This is a genomic window from Dermabacter sp. HFH0086, assembly GCF_000413375.1.
Taxonomy (GTDB): Bacteria; Actinomycetota; Actinomycetes; order Actinomycetales; family Dermabacteraceae; genus Dermabacter; species Dermabacter hominis.
Genome location: NZ_KE340308.1, coordinates 1,426,957 through 1,449,784 on the forward strand (window position 1 = coordinate 1,426,957; position 22,828 = coordinate 1,449,784).

The 22,828-nt window shown below is 64.3% G+C and carries 17 protein-coding genes; 10 read left to right on the forward strand and 7 right to left on the reverse strand.

Annotated elements, in window-relative coordinates:
- Positions 1-41 precede the first annotated feature (41 nt).
- Entirely contained in the window at positions 42-893 is an 852-nt protein-coding gene (locus tag HMPREF1484_RS06295; protein ID WP_016664195.1) for a PHP domain-containing protein, read from the forward strand.
- 5 nt (positions 894-898) lie between these two features.
- Positions 899-2,248 (forward strand): hypothetical protein, encoded by a 1,350-nt coding sequence (locus HMPREF1484_RS06300; protein ID WP_147594898.1) that lies wholly within the window; start codon positions 899-901, stop codon positions 2,246-2,248.
- Positions 2,249-2,267: 19 nt separating this feature from the next.
- On the opposite strand, the gene HMPREF1484_RS06305 is transcribed toward HMPREF1484_RS06300, so the two are convergent.
- The 3 genes from HMPREF1484_RS06305 to HMPREF1484_RS06315 all read right to left on the reverse strand — a co-directional run bounded on the left by HMPREF1484_RS06305 (position 2,268) and on the right by HMPREF1484_RS06315 (position 4,803).
- Positions 2,268-3,755 carry a DEAD/DEAH box helicase gene (locus HMPREF1484_RS06305; RefSeq protein WP_016664197.1) on the reverse strand — a complete coding sequence of 496 codons (1,488 nt, stop codon included), beginning with the start codon at positions 3,753-3,755 and terminating at the stop codon, positions 2,268-2,270.
- A 19-nt stretch (positions 3,756-3,774) separates the two neighbouring features.
- The gene (locus HMPREF1484_RS06310) at positions 3,775-3,996 is read right to left on the reverse strand and encodes a DUF3107 domain-containing protein (protein WP_016664198.1); all 222 of its coding nucleotides are present in this window, start codon (positions 3,994-3,996) and stop codon (positions 3,775-3,777) included.
- A gap of 195 nt (positions 3,997-4,191) precedes the next feature.
- Positions 4,192-4,803: a TetR/AcrR family transcriptional regulator gene (locus tag HMPREF1484_RS06315; RefSeq protein WP_016664199.1), complete on the reverse strand. Its 612-nt coding sequence runs from the start codon at positions 4,801-4,803 to the stop codon at positions 4,192-4,194.
- A gap of 140 nt (positions 4,804-4,943) precedes the next feature.
- Here HMPREF1484_RS06315 and HMPREF1484_RS06320 point away from each other — a divergent pair, with 140 nt between their 5' ends.
- Both HMPREF1484_RS06320 and HMPREF1484_RS06325 read left to right on the forward strand, forming a co-directional pair.
- A complete protein-coding gene (locus HMPREF1484_RS06320; RefSeq protein WP_016664200.1) occupies positions 4,944-8,150 on the forward strand; it encodes a UrvD/REP family ATP-dependent DNA helicase in 3,207 nt (1,068 codons plus the stop codon).
- Complete coding sequence (locus HMPREF1484_RS06325) at positions 8,147-11,443, forward strand: ATP-dependent DNA helicase (protein WP_016664201.1); 3,297 nt, start codon at positions 8,147-8,149, stop codon at positions 11,441-11,443. Before HMPREF1484_RS06320 ends, HMPREF1484_RS06325 begins: the two co-directional genes overlap by 4 nt.
- 23 nt (positions 11,444-11,466) lie before the next feature.
- Here HMPREF1484_RS06325 and HMPREF1484_RS06330 read toward each other — a convergent pair whose 3' ends face one another.
- Positions 11,467-12,378 carry a phosphotransferase gene (locus HMPREF1484_RS06330; RefSeq protein ID WP_051120639.1) on the reverse strand — a complete coding sequence of 304 codons (912 nt, stop codon included), beginning with the start codon at positions 12,376-12,378 and terminating at the stop codon, positions 11,467-11,469.
- A gap of 120 nt (positions 12,379-12,498) precedes the next feature.
- Between HMPREF1484_RS06330 and nudC the strand changes: the two genes are divergently transcribed.
- Positions 12,499-13,383, forward strand: a complete 885-nt coding sequence (nudC, locus tag HMPREF1484_RS06335) for an NAD(+) diphosphatase (RefSeq protein WP_016664203.1) — start codon at positions 12,499-12,501, stop codon at positions 13,381-13,383.
- Positions 13,380-15,476 (forward strand): ATP-dependent DNA helicase UvrD2, encoded by a 2,097-nt coding sequence (locus HMPREF1484_RS06340; RefSeq protein WP_016664204.1) that lies wholly within the window; start codon positions 13,380-13,382, stop codon positions 15,474-15,476. Before nudC ends, HMPREF1484_RS06340 begins: the two co-directional genes overlap by 4 nt.
- Positions 15,477-15,559: 83 nt before the next feature.
- Here the strand turns inward: HMPREF1484_RS06340 and HMPREF1484_RS11685 are convergent, their stop codons facing one another.
- Positions 15,560-15,721, reverse strand: a complete 162-nt coding sequence (locus HMPREF1484_RS11685) for a DUF5679 domain-containing protein (RefSeq protein WP_016664205.1) — start codon at positions 15,719-15,721, stop codon at positions 15,560-15,562.
- Positions 15,722-16,299: 578 nt separating this feature from the next.
- Here HMPREF1484_RS11685 and HMPREF1484_RS06345 point away from each other — a divergent pair.
- The gene (locus HMPREF1484_RS06345) at positions 16,300-16,857 is read left to right on the forward strand and encodes a M48 family metallopeptidase (RefSeq protein ID WP_232049690.1); all 558 of its coding nucleotides are present in this window, start codon (positions 16,300-16,302) and stop codon (positions 16,855-16,857) included.
- 89 nt (positions 16,858-16,946) lie between these two features.
- Here the strand turns inward: HMPREF1484_RS06345 and HMPREF1484_RS06350 are convergent, their stop codons facing one another.
- Both HMPREF1484_RS06350 and HMPREF1484_RS06355 read right to left on the reverse strand, forming a co-directional pair.
- Positions 16,947-17,483 (reverse strand): NUDIX hydrolase, encoded by a 537-nt coding sequence (locus tag HMPREF1484_RS06350; protein ID WP_016664207.1) that lies wholly within the window; start codon positions 17,481-17,483, stop codon positions 16,947-16,949.
- Positions 17,480-19,027, reverse strand: a complete 1,548-nt coding sequence (locus tag HMPREF1484_RS06355) for a zinc-dependent metalloprotease (RefSeq protein WP_016664208.1) — start codon at positions 19,025-19,027, stop codon at positions 17,480-17,482. The genes HMPREF1484_RS06350 and HMPREF1484_RS06355 overlap by 4 nt, the downstream gene beginning before the upstream one ends.
- 142 nt (positions 19,028-19,169) lie before the next feature.
- Between HMPREF1484_RS06355 and HMPREF1484_RS06360 the strand changes: the two genes are divergently transcribed.
- From HMPREF1484_RS06360 to ettA, 3 genes are all read left to right on the forward strand, one after another.
- A complete protein-coding gene (locus HMPREF1484_RS06360; RefSeq protein ID WP_172620174.1) occupies positions 19,170-20,273 on the forward strand; it encodes a PDZ domain-containing protein in 1,104 nt (367 codons plus the stop codon).
- Between the two features lie 47 nt (positions 20,274-20,320).
- The gene (locus HMPREF1484_RS06365) at positions 20,321-21,034 is read left to right on the forward strand and encodes an HAD family phosphatase (RefSeq protein WP_016664210.1); all 714 of its coding nucleotides are present in this window, start codon (positions 20,321-20,323) and stop codon (positions 21,032-21,034) included.
- Positions 21,035-21,135: 101 nt separating this feature from the next.
- Positions 21,136-22,818 carry an energy-dependent translational throttle protein EttA gene (gene ettA, locus HMPREF1484_RS06370; protein ID WP_016664211.1) on the forward strand — a complete coding sequence of 561 codons (1,683 nt, stop codon included), beginning with the start codon at positions 21,136-21,138 and terminating at the stop codon, positions 22,816-22,818.
- Positions 22,819-22,828 lie beyond the last annotated feature (10 nt).

The following is a 22,828-nucleotide window of genomic DNA, read 5'->3' on the forward strand; positions in this document are numbered from 1 at the left end:
GCCACCCGGGCCGGCCAAGAAGAGGTGTGAGAGGAGGAACGATGAGCCTCATCGATCTTCATACCCATTCGGCGGTATCGGACGGCACAGAGCCGCCTGCGGCCGTCATCGAACAGGCGCGCCGCTCGGGAGTCGACGTCATCGCTCTCACCGACCACGACACTGACCGCGGGATCGCTCAGGCCCGCGGGGCCGCGAGGAGCGCAGGCCTCGGTTTCCTTCCCGGCATGGAAGTCTCCGCGAAGCTCAACGGCCGGAGCATCCACATCCTCGCCCTTGGTAATACTTCCGCTCCGGGGTCGGCATTCGCCGCCAAGCTCGACGAGGTGCGTGAGTCGCGAGAGCGACGCGCGCAGCGTATCGTCGAGCGGCTGAGCGAGGATTTCCCTATCACGTGGGAGGCGGTCCTTGATACTGAAAGCAGCCGCGATGTGAGCGTGGCAAGCGTCGGACGCCCCCACATCGCGGACGCCCTGACGCGCGCTGGCGTCGTGAGCGGCCGAGCTGAAGCTTTTGCGCACCTGCTCGCTCCCCACTCGCCCTACTACGTGCCCTACCGCGCCCTCGAAGCCGAAGACGCGATCGCGGGGATTCACGCGTCTGGAGCGCTTGCGGTAGGGGCGCACCTCATGACACGTACGCGCGGCAAGGGGCTCGATTCCGACGGATGCCAAGAACTCATCGACTGCGGCCTCGACGGCCTCGAGATTTTCCACCGCGAGCACGGTGAGGCTGAGCGTGCAGCGCTTGCGGCGATCGCACGCGAGCGCAATCTCATCGTCACGGGCGGCAGCGACTACCACGGGAGCGGAAAACCGAATCGCCTCGGCGAAAACACGACGAGCGACGAGAACCTCGCGCGCATCCTCGCGGCGACGTCCGCAAGGCTGTGATGGGGATGTCAAGCTCTCAGCGCGCTCGCCGTAGGGGCGATGCCCGTGAAGTTGCCCGAGCCATCGTCGGCAACCCACAAGCCTCGCTATTCGTGACCGTGGCGACCCTCGGGATTATCGCCATGGCCCTCGCACTCACGTCGAGCGTGTGGATCGGCTGGGGGCCTAGCGCGTTCGTAGCCCCGCAGAACCTCGCTTGCCTTATCGCGAGTGTCGCGGGGGCACTCGTTTTCGCGTGGCGAAGCCTCGCCGAGCGCGCCGCGGACGAGGCGCGAGAGAAGTCCCACCAGCTTGAACGGGGAATGAGGAAACCGTCCCGGCGGCTCTCGCCCGGAATCGTCTTGGCAGCGATTCTCTGGGGTGCAGTCTTCACGCTCATTCCGACGCTCGCAGTCCTCGCGCTGAGTCTTGTTCACTGGGGAGTGGGGGACGCGAAGGCGATCAACCCGCTCTTGTGGATTCTGTGGAGCATCGGTACATGGGCGTTCATATCGAGCCTCGCGATCGGCGGGGCCGTGCTCACGTTTGTCATCAACAATGCGTTAGCGGTGGGGATCGCGGGCGTCATCGCGTACCTCATCGCGTGGTGGACCCTCGTCTTTGGTGTATCGGCGTCAATCCCGGCCCTCGGCGGTTACATCGACACGCCGTGGTCCTTCTACGAGCCGACGCTCGCAAGCGCGGGCCTTCGCGCAATCCTCTGGCTCGGCGTGGGGATCATCATGCCCGCCATTGGCGAGCGCTCTCTCACGTGGGCGAGCGGGGGTGTGCTCGTTGCCGTGCTCGCACTCGCCGGGGGAATCTCCAACAACGGCCGCGTTCAGCCGGTCGAGACGGCTTTCGGGGCTAGCTGCGTGGGCGAGAACCCCAAGGTATGTACGCCGCGCCCGTTTGCGACCTCGCTTTCGGCGCTCCAGGCGCAGCTGGCGCCGGGAGTGAACCTGCTGCCAAGCGACATGATTCCGAGCGTCGTCGGCACGCACCGCTTCGTTGAATCCGATGTGTCGACCGCGACGCTCCTCGTTGATCCGAGCGACCGTGAGGCACTGCCGTCCAATAGGCCGAATCTCCTCAACACGGTAGGCGCGCTAGGCATGAGCGAGTTCGTCGCGCCATGCGGCGGTTTTTCGAAGGCGAGCGGCACAAACCTCGCGGCCTACCTCGCGTTTGTGAGTCTTGCGACGGACGGCGAAATCAACCTCAATAGGATCGGCGCCGCCCCCGATTCAATCGTGCCCGACACCGAAGCCGTGCGCGCGGCCCTTCCCGAAGCTCGAGAAAAGGCCGCGCTCAGTCCTAGCGAATTCACCGCATGGCTCGCGAGTAACCGCACCGAAATCGCGAACTGCGGTTAATCGCGAGTGCCGAGGGCGGTTAGTCGTTCCTACGCTCGACGACCTTGCCGTTGACACGACGCGTGCGCGAGCGGCGGCGGCGTTTACGCGGCGCCTTGTCGCCTTCGGCCTTCGTCCCGGAATCAACGGACTCGCCGCCTCGAGGAGAACCACCGCGGCGGTGGCTATTGCCGCGGCCACGGCTCTCACCGCGACCTTTGCCGCGGCCGTTCGTGCCGCGACGCTTGCGCGAATCGGGACCGCCGAGATCTTCGATCTCTTCGGCGTCGAGGCCCGCGCGCGTGCGCTTGTCCTTCGGGAGGGTCCCCTTAGCTCCCTCGGGAATGTTGAGGTCGCTAAACAGGTGCGGAGAGGTGGAGTAGGTTTCGCGCGCTTCCGTCGACTCGAGGCCGAGCTGGCGGGCAATGAGCGCCCAGCGCGCGAGATCCTCCCAGTCCACGAACGTTACGGCGGTTCCGCGCCTACCCGCGCGGCCCGTGCGACCCGTGCGGTGCAGGAAGGTTTTGTCGTCTTCCGGTGCGGTGTAGTTGATGACGTGGGTGACGTCATCAACGTCGATGCCGCGTGCGGCGACGTCAGTCGCGATAAGGACATCGACTTTGCCGGTCCGGAACGCGCGAAGCGCCTGTTCGCGCGCACCCTGGCCGAGATCCCCGTGGAGAGGGGCGGCCGCGAAGCCGCGTGCCTCGAGGTCGTGGGCGGTGCGGTCAGCCTCGCGCTTTGTGCGTGTAAAGACGATTGTGAGGCCACGGCCCTCAGCCTGGAGGATCCGCGCGAGAACCTCGATCTTGTCGAGCTGGTGCGCACGGTAGACAACCTGGGTGATGTCCGCCTTGGTGCGGGCGGTATCCCCGGGATCGTGGGCACGGATGTGGGTCGGCTGGGTCATGAAGCGGCGCGCAAGCGCCATGATCTGCGCGGGCATCGTGGCCGAGAAAAGCATGGTCTGGCGCTTCGCGGGCACGGCCTTGAGGATTTTCTCGACGTCCTCGAGAAAGCCGAGGTCGAGCATCTCATCGGCTTCGTCGAGAACAGCGACCTTCACGTGGGAAAGGTCGAGATACTTCTGGCGCATGAGGTCAATGAGCCGGCCAGGTGTGCCCACGACGATGTCGACGCCCTTGTTGAGTGCCTCAATCTGAGGTTCGTAGGAGCGGCCACCGTAGAGGGTGAGGACCCGAACGCCGCCGCGCTTGCCGGCGGCCTGAATATCGGTGCTGACCTGGACGGCAAGCTCCCGGGTCGGGACCACGATGAGGGCCTGCGGTTTACCGAATGCCGAATCGGTTTCGGTGACGTTAGGGTCGACGGTTTCGAGTGCGGGGATTCCGAAGCCGAGGGTCTTTCCAGTGCCGGTCTTCGCCTGGCCAATGATGTCCCGGCCCTTGAGCGCGATCGGGAGGGTCATGGCCTGGATCGGGAAGGGAGTGGTGATGCCTTTATCGGCGAGCGAGGAGACGATCTCTTCGCTCACGCCGAAATCGGCAAAGGTCTGGTTGTCAGTCACGTTCGGGGTCTACTTTCCGTTAGCCCAGGAAACCAACGCGGCGCGGCTCTTCGGTCGAGTACTCGACGTAGTTGATGCGCGCCCCGGGCACGAGAACCGTGCGGCCCTTGGTGTCTGTGACCGTGAGGAGCGAGCTCTCATTGATGGCCGTTTCCACGAGCGCGGTGAGGTCCGCTGCACTCATGTCGGTTTCGAGCGACAGTTCCCGCGACGAATGCGTGACGCCAATGCGAATTTCCATGGGGTGTCCTTTTCTCATGTGCGCACTGGGCGCACGGTTTGCGAGCCGCACACTCCGCACGAGTCTCGCTGAGAATGCTTCGAGATTCGGGGGCGCGGCAAAGGTGAGCGAGGCTTAGCGGCCTGGCCGCTCAGCACACGCTCATGCAAGTGTATCGAGCGAAGAGCTGAAACCGTGCAGCGTTCGCTCAGGGCCCTACTCGGGGTTTTGCGTGAGTTTTTCGTCGCGAGGGTCGAACGCGCGAATCCCGCCTGTGAGCAGCAGCGCAAGTGAGGAGAGCATGGCCTCTCGGCGTTCCTCGGTGGCACCATCCGTTTCGCGCGCGATCGCTTGCACGGACGTGACGACGGTGCGACCAACGACAATGGCTTCCTCGGGGGAGAGGTCTCGCGCGCGGGCGAGGAGTGTCCCAACGGATTCGGCTGCGCGCGACGTCGCATGGGTAACCTCCTCCTGTACGCTCTCGGTCACGTACTCGCTGCCGAAGAAGAGCTTCAGCATGTTCGAGTTCTCATCGAACACTCCAAAAAACACGTCGATGCCCTCACGGACGCGGTCGTAGGTCGTGGCGCCTTCGAAGGCGAAGCCGTCGATGCGCTCCCGAAGCACCTCGCCAACCTGCTGGATCACGGAGATGTAGAGGTCTTCTTTGGAGCTGAAATGTTGGTACAGCACGGGCTTTGTGACACCGGCGGCCTCGGCGATGTCGTCCATCGACGTGGGATGGTAGCCGCGCTCACCGAATTTTGACGTGGCAACACTGAGCAGCTGGGCACGGCGTTCTGCGCGAGGGAGGCGGCGGCGCATGGTGTCTCCTGGTGTTTCGGGTGGCGCTGGCGATCAACGCGGAAAAACATTGTCTGGGTAGTTTAATTGTCTCACCTCCATGGTGGGGTGATATTTCGATGAGTGACGTGGTTCGGCCTAAAGCATTGGAGGGAAGCGGCATGCAGGAAAATCCTGCGGAGTTGCGGCTTGCCGCGCGCGATTCTGGCGCAATGCTCGCGGATTTTGCGCTGGTGATAGCGGGGCCAGCGCAAAAGCGTGCGCTCGAGTCGGTGGCGCAGGGGGTTCCGACGCTCGCCTACGGCTCCCCGCGAAGTGGGAAATCCTCCCTGTGTGTCCACACCGCGTGGGAGTCGATGCGCGGAGGTGTTGATCCTCGCGCCGTCGTTCTTCTCGCCCCCACGAGGGAGCGTGCAGCGTTTCTTCGCGAGGAACTCTCGAGGCGAGCGATGGCAGAGCGCGCTGCGGGTGCGCAGATTCATTTAGAGCTACCGACGGTCATGACCCCTCTCGCGTATGCCTTCGCGCTCGTGAGTGAGGAGGCGGCGCGCAATTCACGTGCGCAACCGAGTCTCGTGACGGGTGCTGATCAAGATGTGCTCCTCGAGGAGCTTCTCGCGCAGGTCCCCGCGCAGTGGCCCGAGTCGATTGATCCGGCAGCGATCCCACTTGCGGGTTTTCGCGCGGAACTTCGTGACCTTCTGAATCGCTGCACCGAGCGGGGCCTCGGGCCCCGACAGCTCGCCGAGCTCGGCGAGCAGTGCGGGCGCACTGAGTGGACGGCAGCCGCGCCGGTATTCGAGGCCTACCTTGATTCGCTTGCGCTCGAGGGGAGTATGGCGATCGAAGCGGGCGCGCGCCTTGATTTGGGGGTTCTGGTCGATCGCGCGTGCGCGGTGATCGAGAACGCCGAGGCGCTGGAGTTTCTCGCTATCGACGACGCCCAGGACTTCACCGCGAGCGGAGTGCGTATCGTCTCGGCGCTCGCGGCCCGCTCCGGACGTTTCCTCGTGACCTCGAACCCGGATGCGACTGTTGAGGGCTTTCGTGGTGGCATGGCCGATGCGGCATCGCGGATGGCAAGTGCGCTCGCCTCTGACTCGCGTTCGTGTGCCGTAGTCACGCTCGAGCAGAGCTACGCCCAGGAACCGGCCCTTTCGCGACTCGTTGCCACACTCGCCTCACACCTCCCGCTCGAGGGCGCTCCGACTGCGCTGAGGAAGCTCACCCATGAGGAAGGCGTGGCTGATTCTTTCGCGCTCGCGACCGCCTCGAGTGACGAGGCAGAAGCCCGTGATATCGCGACAGCGATTCGGCTCCTCGCGGCCGTTCACGGCGTGTCCCGTGACGATATCGCCGTCGTATGCCGTTCGGCGTCGGCCGCGCGGGCCCTCGCGGAGCGGCTGTCACGAGTCGGGATTGACGCCGAAGCGACGCTTCGCGCTACCGCGCTTCGCGAGGAGCCTGTGATCCGTGACCTTTTCACGATCCTTGCGTGGGCACTCGGAATCGAGCAGTTACGCGATGAGCGCCTCGTCGAGATTCTCCGCGGGCCGTGGGGCGGAATCGACGACGGCATGGTGCGCGAGCTGCGGCGCTGGGCCCTCTCGCACAGTGCACACACGCGCGGCGACGCCGCGATCCTCTCGATCCTCAACGATGCGGGAGTTGCGCTACCGGCGCCAGCAGGTGCCGCTGCTGAGTCAGAAAGCGGTCGAGAACGCTACCTTCGTGCGGTGACGGCTCCGCTTCGGCGACTTCGCCGAATGCGCGACGCGATCGTTTCCGCGCGCGATTCGGGGATTCTTCCGCTTTTGTGGGCGGCGTGGGAGGCTTCGCACCTTGCCGCGCGGTGGCAGAACGAGGCGATTGCCATGACTGCGAGCGTGCAGGCGCGCTCGCGCGCACAGCTCGCCAACGCTCGCCTCGATGCGCTCGGCGCGCTTTTTACTGCGGCCGACCGCTACGAAGAGCGACGCGGAGGCGACGACATCGCGGTGTTCATGTCGCACATCGAGGCCCAGGCCGTGCCGGAGGACTCCCTCAGCGCACGCGGGCGGGTGAGCGGTATCGTGCGCGTACTCACGCCCGCAGCCGTCGCGGGAGAGAGCTTCGATACCGTGATTCTCGCGGGCCTCAACGAGGGGGCCTGGCCGAATCTCCGCCTCCGCTCGGGGGTGCTCGGCGCCGCCGATCTGGCACTCTTTATCGACCGGCCCGGGCCCATACCCAATCGAGCGGAACTTCGGGCGATGAGGCGAAACGCGAACCTCCACGACGAGATTCGCCTCGCGATCGCGGCACTTTCACGTGCACGGAGCCGCGTTCTCGTGACCGCCGTTGAGAACGATGAATCGGCGCCTTCGGGCTTGTTTCGCGTGCTCGAAAGCGCCGTGAAGTGCGAGGTAGTGCCGTGTGGCTGGGTAGCGTCGGCCCTCCGCAGCGCAAATCCCGGGCCCTTTCCCGAATCTCGCCAACTTGTTTCCGCGCTCGCGCGGGCCCTCGCATCCGAGAGTGCGGACCCTAGCCACCTCGCGGGCCTTCTCGCGGCCCTTCAGCGGGAGGGGATCGAAAGTGCAGGCCCTGAGAACTGGTATCACCAGCCGCTCACCCGCACCGACTCCCCGTTCCCCTCGGGTAGCACCCTCGCGCTTTCCCCGTCGAGTCTCGCGACAGCCGCGCAATGCCCGCGTGCGTTTCTCCTCGAAAGCGCGGGCGCCCGCACAAGCAGTGGAACCGCCCAGGAGGTGGGCACTCTCATCCACGCTCTCGCGGAGGCCCACCCCAGGGCGGGTGCGGCCGAGCTCGTTGCTGAATTTGCGAAGCGCGCACCCGAGGGCGAGGAGGTCGAACAGAACTGGCGCACGCGCGCCGAACGCGCTCGAATCGTGCAGATGCTCGAAAAGCTCGGGGCCTACCAGAGCGCGCATCCGGACGTCGCAGCGGTCGAGAAGCGTTTTTCCGTTCCGCTTGGTGAAGCGGTCGATATTCGCGGCTCCATCGACAGGGTTGAGCGTGAAGCGGGCGGACTCAGGGTCGTGGATTACAAGACGGGTAAGTCTGCACAGTCGAAAGCCCAGGCAGAACGCGACCCTCAGCTGGCCGCCTACCAATACGCGCTGGCGCACATGGAAAGTGACGAGCCCGTTGTCGGGGCGAGCCTCGTCTACGTTGGCACTGACGCGAAGTCGAGTGCCCTGCGGCATCAGGCGCCGCTCGGGGAGGGAGATGATCCCGACTGGTTCGAGAACCTCGTTCGGGAGATCGACGCGCGACTGCGCTCGGCGCGCGTGAACCTCGTTCGCAACCCCCACTGCAAGGTGTGCCCCGCCAAGCGTTCATGCCCGTTGTTTCAGGAGGAGATGTGACGAATGTGCGCCTAGGCGCGCGCGAGGTGGCGCGCCTTCTCGGCCAGCCCGAGCCGACGCCCGAACAGGTAGCCGTCATCGAATCTCCTCTCGCCCCCGCGCTCGTCGTTGCCGGCGCGGGAAGCGGCAAAACCGAAACGATGTCGGCGAGAGTCGTATGGCTTATTGCAAACGGCCTTGTCGAACCGCGCCACGTGCTTGGACTGACGTTCACGAAGAAAGCGGCGCACGAGCTCGCCGAGCGCATCGATCGGCGACTCTCGAGCCTTGCGTCCGCCATGCGTTCGGCGGGAATCGAGCTGCCCTCGACGCTTGCGGCGAGCACCGTTCACCTCGGCGGCCAGTCGCCGCGCGTGGCGACCTACAACGGTTTTGCGCTCGATCTTGTGCACGAGCACGCGCTGCGGATCGGCATTGACCCAGACTTCACGGTGCTCCCGCCCGCAGCGGCGTGGCAGATCGCCTACGACCTCGTCGAATCATGGCAGGGGGAACTTCCCTTCGATCATTCGAGCGGGTCCGTGGCCTCGGCGGTGCTCTCACTTTCGGGGGCGCTCAGCGATCACCTCCGCACTGCGCGGGACCTCGATGAGTATCTTCGACAGATCGAAGTCGAGACGATGAACCTCCCGCTTCAAAGCGATGGAGGGAAGAAACGCACCTCTCCAGCGAGCGTCAAGAGGCTGTGGCGCGTTCTCGAGCAGCGACGAGCCCTCGTGCCGCTCCTCGAAGCATTTGCTCGCGAGAAGCGCGAGCGAGGTGCGATCGACTTTTCCGATCAGGTGAGCTTCGCCGCCGTTATTGCGGAGGCGAGCAGCGAGGTGCGAGAGGACGCACGCACCCAGCACCGCGTGGTTCTTCTCGACGAATTCCAGGACACCTCGGTCGCACAGCTCGACCTGCTCGCGTCACTTTTCGGCACCGGGCACGCGACGTGTGCCGTGGGGGATCCGAACCAGGCGATCTACGGGTGGCGCGGTGCCTCGGCTGCGTCACTGTCCGCGTTCGTGGAGAGGTGGGGGAGCGAGGACACACCAGTGCGCCAATACACGCTCAGCACCTCGTGGCGCAACGACGCGGCCCTGCTCAAGGGGGCAAACGCGATCAGCGCCCCGCTCGCGGGCAGCACGGCCGGGGTGAAGGTTCCGACGCTTGCCCCGCGACCCGGCGCAGGCCCGGGCTCGATCACCGTCGCCGCCCACGCGACAGAGTTCGACGAGGCCCGCGCTATCGCCGAGTGGATTAGCGAAATCCGTGCCGCCCATGAAGCCGAGAGCGAAGCGCTCGACGAGGCGCCAGCGAGCGCGGCGGTCCTCGTGCGTTCGCGCTCGCGGATCCCGGTTCTGCAATCCGCGCTTGAAAACGCAGGGCTCAGCGTGAGCGTCGCGGGCGGCGATTCACTCCTCGCTCAGCGCGAGGTGAGCGATGTGCGCGCGCTGCTCGAAGTCGTGAACGATGCCTCGCGCTCCGATGCACTCGTTGAACTGCTCGAAGGGCCGCGCTTCCGCTTCGCGCCGGCGGACATCGCCGTGCTCGGTGAATGGCGCCGTGTGCTCGAACGCAGTGACGGAGCGCGGGCAGCTCGCATTGATCCGGCTGCGGCCTTCACGCTCGTCGATGCCGTTACCTCGCCGCCCCCGGTTGATTTCGTGAGCCCTGCGGGCCAGCGCCTCAGCGTGCCTGCCCGCGAACGACTCGCCAGGCTCGCGCAAATCGTGAGGGAGGTGCGCGGCGCCCAGGGGCTCGATATTCCAGACCTTGTGACGGTCGCCGTGAGGGCCCTCGGCATCGATATCGCGCTCGAATCAGATCCGGATAGGGACGTGTCACACGCGCTCGCGAACATCGAGCGGCTTCGTGCGCAGGCGGCAAGTTACGCCCGCACAGCCACAGCCCCGAGCCTCTCGGCGTTTCTCGCGCATCTCGACGTGTCCGAGGCCGAGGAGCGTGGTCTTGAAGCCGCGCCCACCCGGCCCCGTGACTCGAGCGCAGTCGTGATCTCGACCATTCATGCCGCGAAAGGACTCGAATGGGATCACGTGGCGATTGCCTCCCTCACCGAGGGGGCCTTCCCCTCCTACACGAGCCAGAGTGCAGCAAAACCGGAGGGCGCGCGTGAGTATCCCGCGCCGAGGGAGCTTGGGTGGATCAACGAACTTTCTCTCGCCACGATCCCCGTCGAACTTCGCGGCGATAGCGAGATTCTCGCGGAGCTTCGCTGGGCAGAGGCAGAAACCCAGGTTGAACTCGACGAACTCTTCGAAGAGTTTCGTCTCGACAGTGGGAAAGAGAGTCTGCGAGAGGAGCGCCGCCTCATGTATGTTGCGCTCACACGTGCGAGAAAGAGCGCTCTGCTCACGTATTCGGCGTGGGGCGAGGGAGTCTCAAAGCCGCGCCGCGCCTCTCGTTTCGCCGATGAGATTCGCGCGCTCGAGGGCGTCGCGGTCGTTGACATGGAAGGCGAAGTCGGCGAGAAAAACCCGCTCGAATCCTCTCCACGCCTCGCCGCATGGCCCGCGAAAGCTCACCCGCGAGAAGCAGCTGTTAAGGCGGCGGCAGCAGCCGTCGCGCTCGCGCGCGAGAGTGATGTGGATGCTCTCGCCACGCCCCAGCCCCACCCCGACCTGGCGCGCTTCACCGAAGCCACCCGACACGTCATCGCGAGTCAGCGTGCCGAGCGTGAAGCACGGCGCGTGCGCCTCCCGTCGCGCTTAAGCCCCTCGGATCTCGTGGCGCTCTCGGGCGCAAACGCCGATGAGCGCGTGAGAGAACTCGTGCGACCGATGCCGCGAAAACCCTCCGCGAGTGCGCGGCTCGGAACACGGTTTCACTCGTGGGTCGAGGAAACCCACGCTCACGGCGCCCTGCTCGATGTGGAGGAACTCTCCCTCGATCAGGATGACGATGACGTCCGCGAAAGCCTCCAGGAGCTAAAGGACAAGTTCGATCGCTCAGTGTTCGCCACGATGACTCCCCTCGCGCTCGAAGTTCCGGTTTCGCTCGCGCTTGAGAAGGCGTTTCTCTCCGGCGTGATCGATGCCGTGTACCCGAACCCGTCTGGTGAGGGGGTATGGATCGTGGACTGGAAAACGGGCCGCGTCCCCTCAGGCGAGGAGCTCGCGCGCAAATCGCTTCAACTCTCCGTATACCGCCTCGCGTGGCACCAGAAGACCGGCCTGCCGCTCAACCAGATTGAGACCAAGTTCCACTACGTCCAAGCCGAACGCACGATCGACATCACGCGACACCCGAGCGAGGCGCAACTGAGCCGGATGCTCGCCGCGCTCGCGTAGTTATGCGTATGGGCTGAAAGGCGCTAGCGCTCGGGCGTGATCTCGGGGTCGTGAGAGGCAAGTTCATCGAACTCGTGCTCTGCTTCCCGGCGGGCAAGTTCGGCGAGGTCATCATCAACCTCGCGCAGCATTTCGAGGGCATCGGCAACGATTGACTGATCGTCGGTGTCGCTTCCCGACAGTAGCCACTCGAGAACGGCGAACTCGCCGACGAGCTGAGTGCGCTCCTGGAGGCGTGCATCCGGGCGCACATCGAGGTTCGCGCAATACGCCGTGAAGAAGGCGTCGAACGCTTCCGGGTCGAGGCCGTGGAGCATCCATGTGAGATCACGAGCCGGATCAGCAACCTGCGCGTTTTCCCAGCCGGTAAAGCCAGAGATTTCGGTGCCTGTGGTGAGGGTCGTGTCTTCGTTCAAAGTGCCGTGGGTGAAACGCGGCGTGAACTGCCACAGTGAATCATCGGCAAGCAAGTGGGTCCATCGCTGTGCCACGGCCGAGGGGATCGGGTGACGGTCGCGGGCACGCTCGACGCTCGCGCGGTAGTTCGAGCGGATCTCCTCCGCGGTGAATTCCTCGACTCCAGAGGCCTGGCACGCGGCTTTCGGAGTGTTGTGGATCGTCGCGATAGCGCGGCCGACGTTCGCGGCGAGCACGTGGTCGTGACTGACTTCATCGAGGTGCAGCGGGACCCCCTCGAGCGCGAGGGCGATGGCTGCGCGACCGCCCTCGGGTATCGACGCAAACCCCTGAGGCGCCTGCAGGTAAGGAGCGAGCTCGGTACGCGAGAGCGCTTCGAGTACACCAATTTCTTTCGCGAGACGCGCGCCCGCAGTGGGGGTCGAGGGGGCGCTCACGACCCACAGTCGTTCCTGCGTGTCACGCACGAGTGCAGACTCGATCTCCTCACCCTCTGGGGTGGTCGCGGAAGTGGCCACGGGGATCACACCTGGAATCCCGGCCGTGGCAAGGGCAGCCAGTGCATAGGAATTTCGTCTCACCCCCTAACCGTATCCATTGTCTGCGGGTTGGATACTGTGGGACACATGCGAGCGCCCATGAATTTTCCTCACACGTACCTCACGTCCCACTTCGTGGCACCAGATGATGCGCGAGGAATTCCCGCTCCCTCCCACGCGACACTCGAGCGGCGCGCGGTTGTCGTTCACGGCGACACGGTGGCGGTGCAGGAGTGTTCGGACGGCGACGTTCGCCTGTGGATGCCCGAGGCTCCGGGCGCTGTGTTTCTCGGCCCGTGGCAGGATGGCGAGGCCTGGGCCTGCCACGAAAGAAGCCTTGACGGCGCGGGCATGACGCCCCCGAGCGACGTGCACATGCGAAGCATCCGCGAGGTCGCGCCCATGCTTTCCCCGCGTGAGAGAAGCCTCGCACTCAGCGCCGTGGGAATGCTCACGTGGCATCGAGACTCGCGCGCGTGCGCGCGCTGCGGCAGCCCCGTAAAAATGACCCGCGGAGGATGGTCGCAGTCATGCGATAACGGCCATGATTCCTTCCCCCGCACCGACCCCGCCGTGATCACTCTCGTTCGCGACCACGATGATCGCGTGCTGCTCGCCAACAATCGCAGCTTCACGGGCGGCATGGTCTCGGCGCTCGCGGGCTTTGTCGAACCCGGAGAAGACCTCGAGGATGCCCTCAAACGCGAGGTTCATGAAGAAACGGGGCTCATCATCGGTGACATCAACTATTTCGGCTCCCAACCGTGGCCGTTCCCACGCTCGATCATGGTGGCGTTCACCTCGCGCCTTGCGAAAGGCAGCGGTACGAGCATCACCCTCCAGCGCGAGGAGCTCGCGAGCGCCACATGGTTCACGCGAGATGAACTCACGGGAGCCCTCGAGCGCGGGGAGTTACGCCTGCCATCGCCCACGTCAATCGCACACTCGATGATCGACGCATGGAGGAAGGGGGAGCTCGCGTGAGCACTGCGGAGATGAGAGGTGCCGAGCACATCCTCGAGGGTCTCGACCCCGAGCAACGCCAGGTCGCCCAGTCCGTTGGCGCGCCACTGTGTGTTCTCGCGGGCGCCGGCACGGGCAAAACACGGGCGATCACCCACCGCATCGCCTACGCGATTGCCAGTGGGGGCTACGCGCCCAACCACGTTCTCGCACTGACGTACACCACCAAGGCGGCTGCCGAGATGCGTTCCCGTCTGCGTGACCTGGGTGTGCCGGCCGTCCAGGCCAGAACGTTCCACTCCGCGGCGCTCAGGCAGCTCACCTACTTTTGGCCGTCAACCGTCGGAGGCCCGGCCCCGGACCTCGTGGACCGAACCCTGCCGCTCGTAGGGCAGGCCATGAGCCGTCTGCACATGCGTGTGGATCCGGCGGCCCTTCGCGACATCTCCGCCGAGGTCGAGTGGGCGAAATCCTCGATGATCGTTCCCGAGGAGTACCCGCTCGCGGCGGCGCGTCTTTCTCGGGCGGGAGTTGCAGGTTTCGAGCCGCGCACTCTCGCGCGGATTATGACCCAGTACGAGGACCTGAAAACCGAGCTTCACCTCATTGACTTTGCCGATGTTCTTTTGCTGACGGCCACGATGATTCAAGAGCATCCGCAGATGGCGCACGCCGTGCGCTCCCAGTACCGTCACTTCACGGTCGACGAGTATCAGGACATCTCCCCCCTGCAGTTCCGGCTTTTGCGTGCGTGGCTTGGCAACGCGAGCGACGTGTGCGTCGTGGGTGATGCCGCACAGACCATCTACTCGTACGCGGGAGCGGATTCGAGCTATCTGCTCGAATTCAGGAAGGAATTCCCCCGCGCGAACGTGATCCGGCTCGAGCGCAATTACCGCTCGAGTCCGCAAATCGTCCAGGTCGCGAACGCTGTGCTCGCGCGGGCACAAGAGGGCAGGGACTCGCACGTGGAGCTTCGGGCGCAGCGGTCCGACGCCACCCGGCCCCTCGTCGTTGGCTACCCCGATGAAACAGTTGAGGCGCGTGAGGTTGCGCGCTCGATTGCCGAGCTTCTCGCGAAGGGCAGGAATGCGAGCGAGATCGCCATTCTCTTGCGCGTCAATGCTCACAGCGAGCGGTTCGAGGATGCTCTCGACCGCGAGGGGGTCGCGTACCAGGTGCGCGGCGGCCAGAAGTTCTTCGAGCGCCGCGAGGTGCACGAGGCGATGAGTGCTCTGCGGGCGGCGCTAGGCACGGGCGGAGGCAACGACCCGGATGTGGGCCGTGTCGTTCGCGATGTCCTGTCCTCGCGCGGCTGGTCGCCGAAGGCTCCCGAATCCCGCGGGGCGATCTTCGAGCGGTGGGCTTCTCTCAATGCACTCGTGCAGGTGGCTGACTCGATTGCCGAGCGTGCGGGAGCGAGCCTGAAAGACGTCGTGGCTGAGCTCGAGGAGCGCCGCGAGGCGCAAAGCGCCCCCGTGAGCGAGGCCGTCACGATTGCAACGGTGCACGCGGCAAAAGGCCTTGAGTGGCCAGTGGTGTTTGTCGTGGGAGCGAGTGAGGGGACGTTCCCCATCTCATACGCGAAGACCGACAAGGAAATCGAAGAAGAACGCCGGTTGTTCTACGTCGCCCTGACGCGTGCGCGCGACGTCCTTACCGTCACCTGGGCCGCGGCACGGGCCGAGGGCGCGAAGGCATCGAGGAAGGCCTCTCGGTTTATCGCGGGGGCTTTCGATCACCGCGACGAAGGCGCTGCTGAACGCGTGGCGATGAAGCGGACGACGGGTCGGCGCGGTGCACGTGTGTTCACGACGTGCAAGGGGTGCGGCGAGGCTCTCACAACGCCTGGTGAACAGAAAGTCGGGCGCCACGCGGAGTGCGGGGGAGAGGAGAGCGCGGAGCTCTTCGGGAGACTACGTGCGTGGCGTCGCGAGCGCGCGAGCGAGCTCAAGCGTCCTGCTTTCGCGGTGTTTACCGATTCGACTCTGCTCGCGATCGCGGATCGAGCGCCCGGAAGCCTCGAGGAGCTTCACCAGGTGCCCGGCGTGGGGCAGACGAAGCTCACCCAGTTCGGTGAGGAGGTTCTCGCGATTATCAGCGAGGCTCGCTGAACGCACGTAAAAAGAACCGGCGCCACCGTGGCGCCGGTTCTTTTTGTTCGCGGGGACGGCGAGCGAATGTGCGCTCGCGTGCCTCACTTGCTGGGGAGGAAGCGGTTGAGCTTCGTGCCGCACTCGGGGCACTCAGCCTTTGCCGCGCGGCGGCCCTTGTCGTTGACCTGGATGGTGCCGGTTGCTTCGTGCTTCGCGCGGCACTTCACGCAGTAGAACTCGCCCGTGTAGGTTTCGTCAGCCATGGTTGCTCCTAGGGATTGTGATGAACTCATTGTTCCTCGCCACTGTATAGGCAATTTCGGGCCCTTGAGAACTCAACACTCCGCGTATGAGACAAAGAAACCGCACGTCAGAGCCCTTTTTGGGAATGGTTCGCAAGTACGGCTGGTTGAGGAGGTGTTCCGGAGACTTAGGTGTCGGCTGTCTATAAAAAAAGGGGCGATCCTCCGGGGGCGCTTAACGCACATAGGCCTTCCCCGCCCACGAGCGTTTGTTTTCCCGGAGGATCGCTTCTTCATCGAATGTAGTGCCAGGGGCGGGCTGGGTCAAAGCGACGACGGGGAGTGAATGTGGATAACTTTGGTGTTGTTGTGGACACCCCTTGAACCTGTGTGGAAAGTGTGTGTGGATAATCGGGTATAGGGGTCTAACGGTGATGTTGACCTGCGCGAATGCTGCTTCTCGGTGGTGAATATTAATTTCTTGCAACATGTGTTGCAGTCCGCAAAATTCGTCACAAAGGGGACGGGAGTCCCCGCACTTCCTCGCTTATCCACAACACCGGGGTGCTTGTCAAGCTCGCGCGCACTACACTCGCTGCGTGCCCCACCGACGACCCGAACGCGAACAACTCCACCTCGACGGCATCGGCGAGCCCATCGACGTGGTTCGCTCAGCTCGCCGTCGCAAAACCATCACCGCACGTCGCAGGGGCGGAGTGTTTGAGTTGCTTGTGCCCGCGAGACTTTCGGCACGTGAGACGCGCAAGTGGGCGCGCGACATGTATGCGAAGTACGGCAACCGCGCTGAGCCGGCAGTTGCGAGTGACGAGGACCTCATGGCGCTCGCCCGTGCGTTGAGGGAAAAGTACCTGCCGAGCGTGCCAGAGCCTTCGAGCGTGCGATGGGTAACAAACCAAGGCAAGCGCTGGGGATCATGCACGAGCGCGGATGGCTCAATACGTCTTTCACACGTCCTGCAGGGCATGCCGACATACGTGATCGAGTCGGTCCTTGTGCACGAGCTCGCCCACCTTCTCGAACCGAATCACTCGCGGGCCTTCCGCACCCTCGAGGCTTCTTACCCCGAGCATGAGCGCGCGAATGGGTTCCTCGAGGGGTACGTATTTGCCCAGCGCTCAGCTCGGGATGAAGATTGATGCCCCCAGTCCGCTGATCCGGCCTCGCCCGGTCGCGTGTGCGCACCTCAAACAGTTGAGCGGAAACGCGGCAGGAGGACGCTGTGGGATCAGGTGCGGAGCCGTTCGAGTGTAGGAACGAGGTCAGGTACGACGCCTGCCGGGAGCGCATCGAGCCTCCACCAGCGCACGTCGTTGCTTTCCTCGCTCAGTCTCAGGGCATCCGTGGGCCCCGTGGGAGTCACTGCCGCGCGCATGAGGTACTGCACATCCCAGTGCTCGCTGCACACGGTGAAGTTCTTATTGAGGGTGTGCGCATGGAGCTTAAAAGGAGCGTTGCCCACGATCTCGAGGTCTTCAAGCCCCGACTCCTCGAAAACCTCGCGCCTCGCGGCCCCCTCGAAGCTCTCCTCGCCCGCGTCGATATGCCCGCCGAATTGGAGCCATGCCCCGACCTTGCGGTGGTGATGCAGCGCAACGAACCGGCCGGAGGCATCGATGACGATTCCGCTAGCCGTGAAATGCACGGGCCCACTCGACTTGAGGTGTGCATTCTCGCTCGAGGCCGCAAGCGCGAGAAACTGCTCCCTCTCACGCGAAGGGGTGCATGTCTCGAGTTCTGCGAGGAATCGGCCGGGCAGACTCACTGCTCGTCGCTCGGGTTTTCGTCGTCGCCTCGGGGATCCTCAGGTTCCTCTCCGCGGCCGTCGAACTCGCCGTCCAGCAGCTTGCGAAGTTCCTCGTCGAAATCGGGAGAGGCGGAGTTCATCGAACCGAACTCGGGAAGGTCGGGAAGCCCGTCACCGTCGGAATCCTCCGTGGGCACGGGTGCCTGTGGCGCTTGCGGGCGCCCGCTGAGAACCTCGGGGCTGGGGAGGAGATCCGGGTGGGCCCAGACCTTTTCGCGGCCCTGCATCCCTTCGGTCGCGAGCACTGACTCCCACCATGCGTACGCTTCCTTGACCGAGCGCGGGTGCAGTTCGATGCCCACGAGATTTGTGAGGGTGTCGAGCGCGCTCCCGCCGGTTGCGCGGCGGCGCTGGACGAGTTCGCGCATCGCGTCGAGGCGGGGGAGTTTGTCGCGGAGGGTTTCGGTCACGACGAGATCGACCCACGACTCGATAAGCGCGAGGGTCGTGGTGAGTTCGGTCAGGGCGCGCTCCTGCTCAGCCGAGCGCGTGAACGTGAAGATGTCCTCGGGGTTGGTTGCACTGATCGCCGCGGGATTGTTGACGTCGAGGTCGCGGATCTTCTCCTCGAGAGCCCCCATGTCGAGGGTGATGCCTCGCGCGTATCCCTCGATCGCGGTGAACAGATGCTCCGGAAGCCACGGCGCGCTCTTGAAGAGGGTCTGGTGGGCGATTTCGCGCGCGGTAAAGAAGATGCGCGCCGCGTCGAGGTCAAGCTCTGTGCCCTCGAGGACATCGGTGAGGTTTGCGGGCACGATCACGGGGGCATAGAAGGTCCAAAGCGGAAGCGAAAGGTCGGTCACGCCGATCGCCTCGCGCGCAATTGAGCCGATCGCGTGGCCAAACTGGAGGCCGAACATCGTGCCGCCCATTTTCTTCATCATGGCGCTCGGGTCGCCGAGGGCCCCGCCCATGGCGCCGAGGGGGCCGGTGCTGCCAAGCTGCTCGAGACCGCCCAGCTCGCCGAGCTGCTTCGCAAAAGCATCGCCGATCGCCTCGGCCATGTATTGCGCGACCGGCTCGACGATTTTCTGCCAGCGCGGCAGCGTGCGGTTCACCCATGTACCGCGGCTCCAGCACTCGACCGCGTCGCTCACGACTGCGAAATCTGTTTTCTCCGCAAGCCACAGTGCTGCGATGTTGCCTGCTTCGCGCAGGGCGCGTTCTTCGGTGTCGCCCACGTTTGGATCGCCGGCCGTGCCGATTGACGTGCCGCCGATCTGCGGGAGTGCGCCCGTGGGCAGGAGAGTGACGTTTCCGGCCGCGACCTGGCGCGCGAGATCATGGCCGAGTTTCCAATTGACGGGGCCGTCGCCGCCCGCGGCAAAAAGTGACTGCATCTGAATCGCTGCCATGCGCAGCATTGCCGGGTCACTGGGCAGGCCGGCGCTCTTCGCGAGCTCGGAAAGATCGAGACCCTCGAGTGCGCCCGGGGGAATCTGCCCCTGGAAAATCTCCTCGAGGAACTTGCGGAGGTTTTCTTCGTTGGACTCGTCGCTCATGCGCGCTCCTGTCGATTGAGGCGGCGGGCCGCCGACCACGGATTACCCAAGCGTATCGACCGCGGGGAACGAGGGGTACAGTTTTCGCTTCCCGCGAAGGGGCATGCAGGCGCTTTCGCGGAATCTTTGGGACAATGACCGCGTGAAAAATGCCCTATCGAAGCTCATGATCGTTCCCGAGAGTGTCACGAATGCGCGCCTGTACAGGCGCCGCCTATGGACGGTGAACCTCTCGGCGCTCGTGCTCGTCGTGATGACCGTGGTTGCCGCCGTGCTGCCCGCTCCCTACGTCGTCGAATCGCCCGGCCCCTCACTCAACGTGCTCGGCGAATACGAGGGCAAGGACATCGTGAGCGTCGAGAATCGCGATGGGGCCGCAAGTGAAGGCGAACTGCGCATGACGACCGTGTCGGTCCAGGGGTCTCCCGGCTATGACATCCCGCTCGCCGGTGTCATGTCCGCGTGGTTCGATCGGGACCGCTCGATCATGCCAGTTGAGGCTCTCTACCCGGACGATACGGATGCCGAAGACAACAGCCTTATGAACACGGTTGAGATGAACGGCTCGCAGCAGGAAGCGATCGCCGCTGCGCTCGCGAAGCAGGGCATTTCGTACTCAACGACGACCATCGTCGCAGGCGTGCGAAGCGATGGAGGGGCGGCTAATCGCCTCGAGCCCGGCGACGTCGTGCTCACGGTCAACGGCCAGCAGGTCACCGATGTCGCTTCGGCTGGAGAGGCCATTGGCCGCACGCCGCGAGGGCAGAAGGTAAACGTGACCGTGCGACGCAAAGGCGAAGAAAAGTCCTTCGCGCTCATGCCGCGCTACGAGGGGGAGCGGGCGCTTGTCGGCATCGTGCTCTCGCGCGGCTTCGAGTTCCCAGTGAAGGTGAACTTCGCGCTTGACGGGATCGGCGGGCCGAGTGCGGGCATGATCTTCGCCCTCGCGATCTACGACGAGATGACGCCCGGCGATCTCACGGGAGGCAAGAAGATCGCGGGCACGGGCACAATCGATGAGCAGGGCACGGTGGGCCCGATCGGCGGGATTCGCCAGAAAATGATCGGGGCGCGGTCCGACGGCGCCGAGTATTTCCTCGCCCCTTCGGACAATTGCGATGATGTCACCGGGCACATCCCCAAGGGCCTTCAGGTGGTCAAGATCGACACGCTTTCGGATGCCATCAACTCGGTTGAACAGATCGCTTCTACGGGTTCGATCAGGGGCCTGCCTACGTGCGGTTAGGCAGCGAGAACAGCGTCGGTACACGCACACGACACGAAGGAGAGGTTATGGCAAGCGCAAGGCGCAGGTCACAGGATTCGGTCACTCAGTTCACGGTGGTGTTCGACTTCGGAGGTGTGCTCGCCGCCCACCACAATCCCGTTCCGGTCGTTCACGCCGAAGTCGGTGGCGAGTACGAATCGGTTCGTGAGGTGTACTGGCGCGAGCGCGTGAAGCTCGACGGCGGGGAGATCTCGGTCGTCGAGTATTGGCGGGCCGTGTGCGAGGCCGGGGCGATCGGTGAGCCGACCGCCGAGGAGATCGAAGCCCTCATCGACCTCGATAACCGGTACTGGGGTCAGATCGCCAAGGGGAGTCGCGAACTTATTCACGATCTCGCGCGCAACTCGGTGCGAATTGCACTGCTCTCGAACACGAACGCACCCTTCGGCGAGTACGTGCGTCAGCAAGAATGGTTCGAGCCCTTTGAATTCGCGATCATTAGCGCCGAAGAGAAGGTCCAAAAGCCCGATCTCGAGATCTTCGAAATCCTCCTCGACGCGATTGCGCACGAAACGGGCGGCGTTGCCAAACCTCGCAACGTGATCTTCTTCGACGACCTGCAGTCAAACGTCGATGCCGCCCGCAAGCTCGGCATCGATGCCCACTATTGGCCGCGCAATGACCGCACGGTGGCGTCGGACACCGCCGCCGAACCCGACCGACCCGGCTGGGAAATCGCGCGTGAAATCCTTACCGAACGTGGGGTTCCGCTCGGCTGAAACGCAGGCGCCACCGTTAGACTGAAACCATTGTGCCCGCCGCTGCGGCTCGAGCCGGCGGCATGGCGGGGGAACCAACCCACGAGTCAAATGGAGAGACATTGGCAGAGTTCATCTACACCATGTACAAGGCGCGCAAGCAAGTGGGCGACAAGGTCATCCTTGACGACGTCACCATGAGCTTCTTCCCGGGCGCCAAGATCGGCATGGTTGGCCCGAACGGCGCGGGTAAGTCGACCATCCTCAAGATCATGGCGGGGCTCGACGAGCCGAGCAATGGCGAAGCGCGCCTCAGCCCCGGCTACAGCGTGGGCATTCTCCTTCAGGAGCCGCCGCTCAACGAGGAGAAGACCGTCCTCGAGAACGTCCAGGAAGGCATGGGCGAGCTTTACGCGAAGGTCCAGCGTTTCAACGAAATCGGCGAGCTCATGGGTGAGCCGGATGCGGATTTCGATGCGCTCATGGCCGAGATGGGCACTCTTCAAACGGAGATCGACGCCGCGAACGGCTGGGATCTCGACTCGCAGCTCGAGCAGGCGATGGACGCGCTTCGCTGCCCTCCGGGTGACGAGCCGGTGACGCACCTGTCCGGTGGTGAGCGCCGTCGCGTCGCGCTGTGCAAGCTTCTCCTCCAAAAGCCCGATCTGCTCCTCCTCGATGAGCCCACGAACCACCTCGATGCCGAGTCAGTTCTGTGGCTCGAGAAGCACCTGCAGAGCTACGAGGGCGCCGTTATCGCGATTACCCACGATCGCTACTTCCTCGATCACGTCGCCGAGTGGATCGCCGAGGTCGACCGTGGCCACCTCTACCCGTACGAGGGCAACTACTCGACCTACCTCGAAAAGAAGCAAGAGCGCCTCGAGGTTCAGGGCAAGAAGGACCAAAAGCTCCAAAAGCGCCTCAAGGAAGAACTCGAATGGGTTCGCTCGAGCGCGAAGGGCCGCCAGGCAAAGTCCAAGGCACGCCTCGCTCGCTACGAGGAGATGGCGAAGGAAGCCGAGTCGATGCGCAAGCTCGACTTCGAAGAAATCACGATTCCGCCGGGCCCGCGCCTCGGCAACGTCGTGATCGATGCGAAGAATCTTAAGAAGGGCTTCGGCGATCGCGTTCTCATCGACGGCCTGAGTTTCTCGCTCCCACCGAACGGCATCGTCGGCGTGATCGGTCCGAATGGCGTGGGTAAGACCACCCTCTTCAAGACCCTCGTGGGGCTCGAACCTCTCGACGGTGGCGAGCTCAAGGTCGGCGAGACCGTGAAAATCAGCTACGTCGACCAGAACCGCGAGAACATCGACCCCGAGAAGAACCTGTGGGAGGTCGTGAGTGACGGCCTCGACTTCATCGAGGTCGGCAAGGTTGAGATTCCCTCGCGTGCCTACGTGTCGCAGTTCGGCTTCAAGGGCCCGGACCAGCAGAAGAAGGCCGGCGTGCTCTCGGGCGGTGAGCGCAACCGCTTGAATCTCGCGCTCACGCTTAAGCAGGGCGGCAACCTGCTGCTCCTCGACGAGCCGACCAACGATCTCGACGTGCAGACCCTCAGTTCACTCGAAAACGCGCTCTTGAACTTCCCCGGCTGCGCCGTGGTCGTTTCGCACGACCGCTGGTTCCTTGACCGCGTTGCGACCCACATCCTTGCCTACGAGGGCACCGAGGAGAACCCCTCGAATTGGTACTGGTTTGAAGGCAACTTCGAGTCGTACGAGAAGAACAAGGTTGCGCGTCTTGGAGAGGATGCCGCGCGTCCGCATCGCGTGACGCATCGCCGCCTCACGAGGGACTAATAACGTCGCT

Coding starts and splice junctions, on each gene's coding strand:
- HMPREF1484_RS06310 (WP_016664198.1), bottom strand. CDS start 3,996: ATGGAAATTCGCATTGGCGTCACGCATTCGTCGCGGGAACTGTCGCTC.
- HMPREF1484_RS11685 (WP_016664205.1), bottom strand. CDS start 15,721: ATGGCTGACGAAACCTACACGGGCGAGTTCTACTGCGTGAAGTGCCGC.
- HMPREF1484_RS06300 (WP_147594898.1), top strand. CDS start 899: ATGTCAAGCTCTCAGCGCGCTCGCCGTAGGGGCGATGCCCGTGAAGTT.
- HMPREF1484_RS06355 (WP_016664208.1), bottom strand. CDS start 19,027: ATGAGCGACGAGTCCAACGAAGAAAACCTCCGCAAGTTCCTCGAGGAG.
- HMPREF1484_RS06365 (WP_016664210.1), top strand. CDS start 20,321: ATGGCAAGCGCAAGGCGCAGGTCACAGGATTCGGTCACTCAGTTCACG.
- nudC (WP_016664203.1), top strand. CDS start 12,499: ATGAATTTTCCTCACACGTACCTCACGTCCCACTTCGTGGCACCAGAT.
- HMPREF1484_RS06295 (WP_016664195.1), top strand. CDS start 42: ATGAGCCTCATCGATCTTCATACCCATTCGGCGGTATCGGACGGCACA.
- HMPREF1484_RS06320 (WP_016664200.1), top strand. CDS start 4,944: ATGCAGGAAAATCCTGCGGAGTTGCGGCTTGCCGCGCGCGATTCTGGC.
- HMPREF1484_RS06315 (WP_016664199.1), bottom strand. CDS start 4,803: ATGCGCCGCCGCCTCCCTCGCGCAGAACGCCGTGCCCAGCTGCTCAGT.